Origin of the sequence: Anaerococcus sp., from assembly GCF_022770135.1 — a bacterium.
Taxonomy (GTDB): Bacteria; Bacillota; Clostridia; order Tissierellales; family Peptoniphilaceae; genus Anaerococcus.
In genome coordinates, this window is the sequence record NZ_JALEIL010000102.1 from 1 (window position 1) to 4,452 (window position 4,452).

The window sequence follows — 4,452 nt, forward strand, 5'->3', positions numbered from 1 at the left end:
TACCTACTATCATAGCCAACAAGTGCTGAAGGGCTATGGGGAAGGCCTTCTTGAATTCAGGTTTGCCATCAAGGTCAAACAATGACTTTGAGACAGCTTGATTAGTATTTTTTTCCATAATTTCTCCTTATTTATTTCCAAAATTTTTTATGAAGCTTTTCTATTTCACTTTTTACTTCATTAACTGGTCCTATTACTTCGATTTTTTTCTGTCCAGAATTAAGTACTTTTCTGCAATCTAGAGACATGGTTAAATTTCTAACGTCATCTCCTGTTAATCTCTTTAGTTCTTTCTCACTTATTCCATAGACTACTCTTCCAATACCCGTCCAATATATTGCGCCTGAGCACATTGAGCAAGGTTCGGCTGTTGTTATAAGTGTCGTGGTCTTAAGAAATTCCTTATCATATTCTTTTGATGCCATTTCGCAAAGTTTTAATTCAGCGTGGGCAGTCGCTATTCCAAGTGTCCCTTCAAGATTACCGCATTCGAGCAGTATAGTTCCATCTTTGTCTATTAATATTGCTCCAAAAGGATTATTACCATTCATAACAGACTCTTCAGCAATTGTGTTAGCTCTTATTAAGAATCGTTTGTAATCAACATTCATTAAGGCCTCCACTTATAAAATCCAATTATTGATAGTATCAATCCTAATGTTAATATTGCAGTTCCTAAGTTTTTATATAGTGAAACAGTAGATAAACAACTCATAAATGAGCCGATTCCCATAAACGAAATTCCAGATATAGCAATCTTTTTGAACTTATTAATGTTTTCTTTCATTGGGTATACCTTATTTTCCCTTTCCGATCTTATAAATAACTGGGTATAAAATCATAGCAAATATTATTCCATTTAATGCTGGTAGACCAAATACCCTTGTCAAAATACTTTCATTTGTTCCAAAAAATGCAATAAGAGCGTAAACTAACACTAATGTTATTGCCCAAGTTAACCATGGTGTTAAAGTCCATTTATTAAGTTTAGCATTTTTCAAGTCTATGTACTCACCTTTATTCACAATATAATAATCCGACAATATTATCCCTGCTAAAGGAGGAACAATTATTCCTAAAGTATTTAAAAATGTAAATAGAACATCTATCTGATAAGGCCTTGTCAAACAAAGTAAACCAGATATTATTAGTATAACAGCAATTATCTTCTTACGGTCTTTAGAAAAAGTATTCGATAAGTTTAGTGAGGAAGAATACATATTAGCTGCATTAGTTGTAAATATATTAGTCGTCATCAAAATTAAACTTGGTACTACTAACCCTAATCCTAGTAACACCTCTGTTAAATCTGAATTATTGCTTCCTATGGCAGAAATTGCCCCACAAATTATTAATAAACCATTCCCAAATAATAAGCCTACAGCTGCAGATTTCATAGCATCTTTTGAGCTTTTTGCAAATCGCATTATATCTGCAATTGCAGTTGCTGCAGAAAATATCCAAGTGCCAATTACTATTGTTACACCTTCAACCAAGGTCATACTTGTTGCTGGCTTATAATTTATTACACTTTGCCATCCTACAAGTCCTCCTGATCTAATTGCCGTAGCTAAAGATAGAAATATAATCGCTGGTATTGCAACATATCCTAGTACAGTTATTGCTTCCATTCCTTTCAAAGCGAACAATCCCATTACTATCGCACTAGCGAATAATATTACTAACTCTCCTACTCCTGTTATACTGAATATTTGAGAAACAAAGTGGCCGAAAATAGCAGACTGAATTGTATACCATCCTATACTTACAATAGGGACAAACATTGTCGCTATTTTAGAACCAGACTTACCAAAAGAATATCTTGTCATTAATGCAAATGATAAGCCCGTTTTAGCAGCCATGTTAGCTACCGCCATGGCAATTACTGTTAAAAATATATTTCCCAAAACAATTGTTAATATAATGTCTTTAAAACTCAAGCCATCGGCAAGCCCTCCGCCTGTAATCATACTTGTTATAACAAATACAAATCCAAGCCAAACTATCGTTATTCCCCAAAACGTTTTTCTACTATCTATAGGTACAGGGGAACTTTCAAAATCTTGATTTATCTCTTTAACTTCTTTTAAATTATTATTTTCCATAATACCCTCTATGTATTCCAATCTAGCCTAAAGTTTAGGCCAGATTGCTCTTGCTCTTTGTCTTGATTTTTCGTGAATTTCTTTTTGGTCGACTGTCTTAATCTTCCTATCAGCCATGACCACTTTTCCATTAATGATAGAATCTGTCACGCATTTGCCGCTTAGGCCGAAAAGGACGTGACCTGGCCAGTTGTCTTTTTCTAGAGGAGTTATCGGATCATAGTCTAGGGCTATGATATCTGCGTAGGCTCCTTCTTCGATTCTTCCTACTGGCCTTTTGAGATATCTTTCCATAATCTTTGGATTGTTCTCAAATTGCATCTTGATTGCTTCGGCAAAGCCCTTGGTTGGGTCGTGGTTTTCGTGAGTGATGAGGACCTTGGCGACCTTCATTGATTCAAACATATCGTTGGTGTAGGCATCTGTCCCAAGTCCTAAAAGTATTTCCTTATCGAGCATCCTTACTGTTGGAGGAGCTCCCACGGCGTTATTCATATTGCTTTCTGGATTGAAGACTGCCATAGCATTTTTCTCTTTTAAGATATCCATCTCTCTTTCATTGATGTGAACGTTGTGGATAGAGAGGGTCTTATCGTTAAAGATTCCATAGGCATCGAGCCTATCTACGATTCTCTTCCCGCTCATCTTTACTGTCTCCCACTCGTCTTCTATGCCTTCAGCTATGTGGACATGGTAGCCAGAATCGACTTCTTCCATGGCCTTTTGGCATTTTGCTAGGGTTTCGTCTGATAGGGTAAAGGAAGCGTGGAGGCCGAAAAGAGCACTTATCATATCGTCTCTTTTTTCTGCTTCCTTGATCCAGTTGATGTTTTCAGCAATACCTAGGTCTCTTTTTTCCATCCCATCCCTGTCGGATACTTCATAGCAAAGGCTTGCTCTAATTCCTAAATCTGTGGCAGCATCTGCCATGGTAGACAGGGACCCTTCTATGGCATTTGGACCTGAGTGATGGTCTATAATTGTCGTTACACCGTTTTGGACTGATTCCATAAAGGTCGTTAGGGCATTAAGCTTCACATCCTCTAGGGTCAGTTCCTTATCTAGGGCCCACCAGAGATTTTCTAGGACGTGGAAGAAATTATCAGTTGGCTTTGATACGCTCATTCCTCTAGCATAGGCAGAGTAGGCATGGGAGTGGGCACATATTAGGCCTGGCATTACAAGCTTATCAGAAAAGTCTAGGACCTCTTCGTCTGGATTTTCTCTTTTTATCTTATCAAAATCTCCTATTTCCTTTATGATATTTTCCTCTATAAGGATCGCCGCATCTTCATAGAAATTGTTAGCCTTATCGTTGGTAATAATGGTTTTTGCCTTAATTATCATAATTTCTCCTTATAGGTAGTAGCTGTATCTATCTTCTAGGACCTTGATTAGCTTCTTGTAATCCTCGCTAATCTTATCATCAGATAAGTCCGCTTCGATAACGTTTTTATTCTCAAGTCTTATCTTGTACTTACTAGAATCAAGCCTATATATTCCACTTTGCTCAGACATATCGAAGTCGTCTTCTCTTATGAAAACTGTAAATTTATCCTTATAAGGTGCTCCATCGTGTGGGCAGAAGCTTTCGCAGTTGCCACATTCGTTGCAGAGGCCGTCGAGGTGGATAGTTTGTCTTTTATTCTTAAATCCTTCCACTTCTATGGCAACATTAGCCCTATTTGGACAAACTTCGGTACAAATTTCACAAATCTTATCGCAAGATAGGCATCTTGATCCGTCTTTGTCCCTAGGAAGTTCAAGATAACCACGTCTTTCGATTATCGAATCAAGTGATTTTTCATAGGTCGCTTCTATAAAGTCATTTTCGAGATTTTCTTTTCTTAGGATATCCTTGGATATAACTTTTGCATCCCCTATGGCATTTACTATGGACTTTCTTCCCTTAGTGATATCTCCTGCTAGATAGACGTTTTCGATATTGGTCTCTTTCGTAGGAAGGAGGTGGACCTTCTTGTCGACCTTTATACCAGAAGCCTTAAGTTTCTCATAATCTGTCTTACTTCCCGTTGCTATTATAATATATTGGTAGGTCTTCTTTAGCTCTTCTAGGTCAAGATCTAGGTCTTTGTTAAGCTCATAGACTAGTCCTATCTTTTCGGCAAGCCTTATATCTTTTGCTACAGCTTCATCTGAGACAAGCTCATTTGCATAGCCATATAGTCTGTCGGACTTTTCGATAACTTTGGCTTCTAGCCCGTTTCTTCTAAGGAAGATTCCTGCTGCAAGTCCTGCTGGTCCTCCTCCTATGATTAGGGCTTTGGCGGAAGTCTTTACTGGACTTACTTCGATTTCTTCTATATATTTATCATAATAAGCATCA

5 protein-coding genes are annotated in these 4,452 nt (G+C 37.4%); all 5 read right to left on the reverse strand.

Going from position 1 to position 4,452, the window contains the following annotated elements; genetic code table 11:
- Window positions 1-131: 131 nt before the first annotated feature.
- The gene (locus MRZ08_RS05235) at window positions 132-611 is read right to left on the reverse strand and encodes a nucleoside deaminase (RefSeq protein WP_297380138.1); all 480 of its coding nucleotides are present in this window, start codon (window positions 609-611) and stop codon (window positions 132-134) included.
- A complete protein-coding gene (locus MRZ08_RS05240) occupies window positions 611-787 on the reverse strand; it encodes a hypothetical protein (protein WP_297380141.1) in 177 nt (58 codons plus the stop codon). The genes MRZ08_RS05235 and MRZ08_RS05240 overlap by 1 nt, the downstream gene beginning before the upstream one ends.
- A 10-nt stretch (window positions 788-797) precedes the next feature.
- Window positions 798-2,105 (reverse strand): cytosine permease, encoded by a 1,308-nt coding sequence (locus MRZ08_RS05245; RefSeq protein WP_297380143.1) that lies wholly within the window; start codon window positions 2,103-2,105, stop codon window positions 798-800.
- Window positions 2,106-2,132: 27 nt separating this feature from the next.
- Window positions 2,133-3,452: a putative aminohydrolase SsnA gene (ssnA, locus tag MRZ08_RS05250; protein WP_297380146.1), complete on the reverse strand. Its 1,320-nt coding sequence runs from the start codon at window positions 3,450-3,452 to the stop codon at window positions 2,133-2,135.
- A 9-nt stretch (window positions 3,453-3,461) separates the two neighbouring features.
- Window positions 3,462-4,452, reverse strand: a 991-nt coding sequence (locus tag MRZ08_RS05255) for an FAD-dependent oxidoreductase (RefSeq protein WP_297380148.1), incomplete at its 5' end; no start/stop codon positions are given.

What these genes read in the sequence shown, in the direction of transcription:
- MRZ08_RS05245 (WP_297380143.1), bottom strand. Translation starts at nt 2,105, where the DNA reads ATGGAAAATAATAATTTAAAAGAAGTTAAAGAGATAAATCAAGATTTT.
- MRZ08_RS05235 (WP_297380138.1), bottom strand. Translation starts at nt 611, where the DNA reads ATGAATGTTGATTACAAACGATTCTTAATAAGAGCTAACACAATTGCT.
- ssnA (WP_297380146.1), bottom strand. Translation starts at nt 3,452, where the DNA reads ATGATAATTAAGGCAAAAACCATTATTACCAACGATAAGGCTAACAAT.
- MRZ08_RS05240 (WP_297380141.1), bottom strand. Translation starts at nt 787, where the DNA reads ATGAAAGAAAACATTAATAAGTTCAAAAAGATTGCTATATCTGGAATT.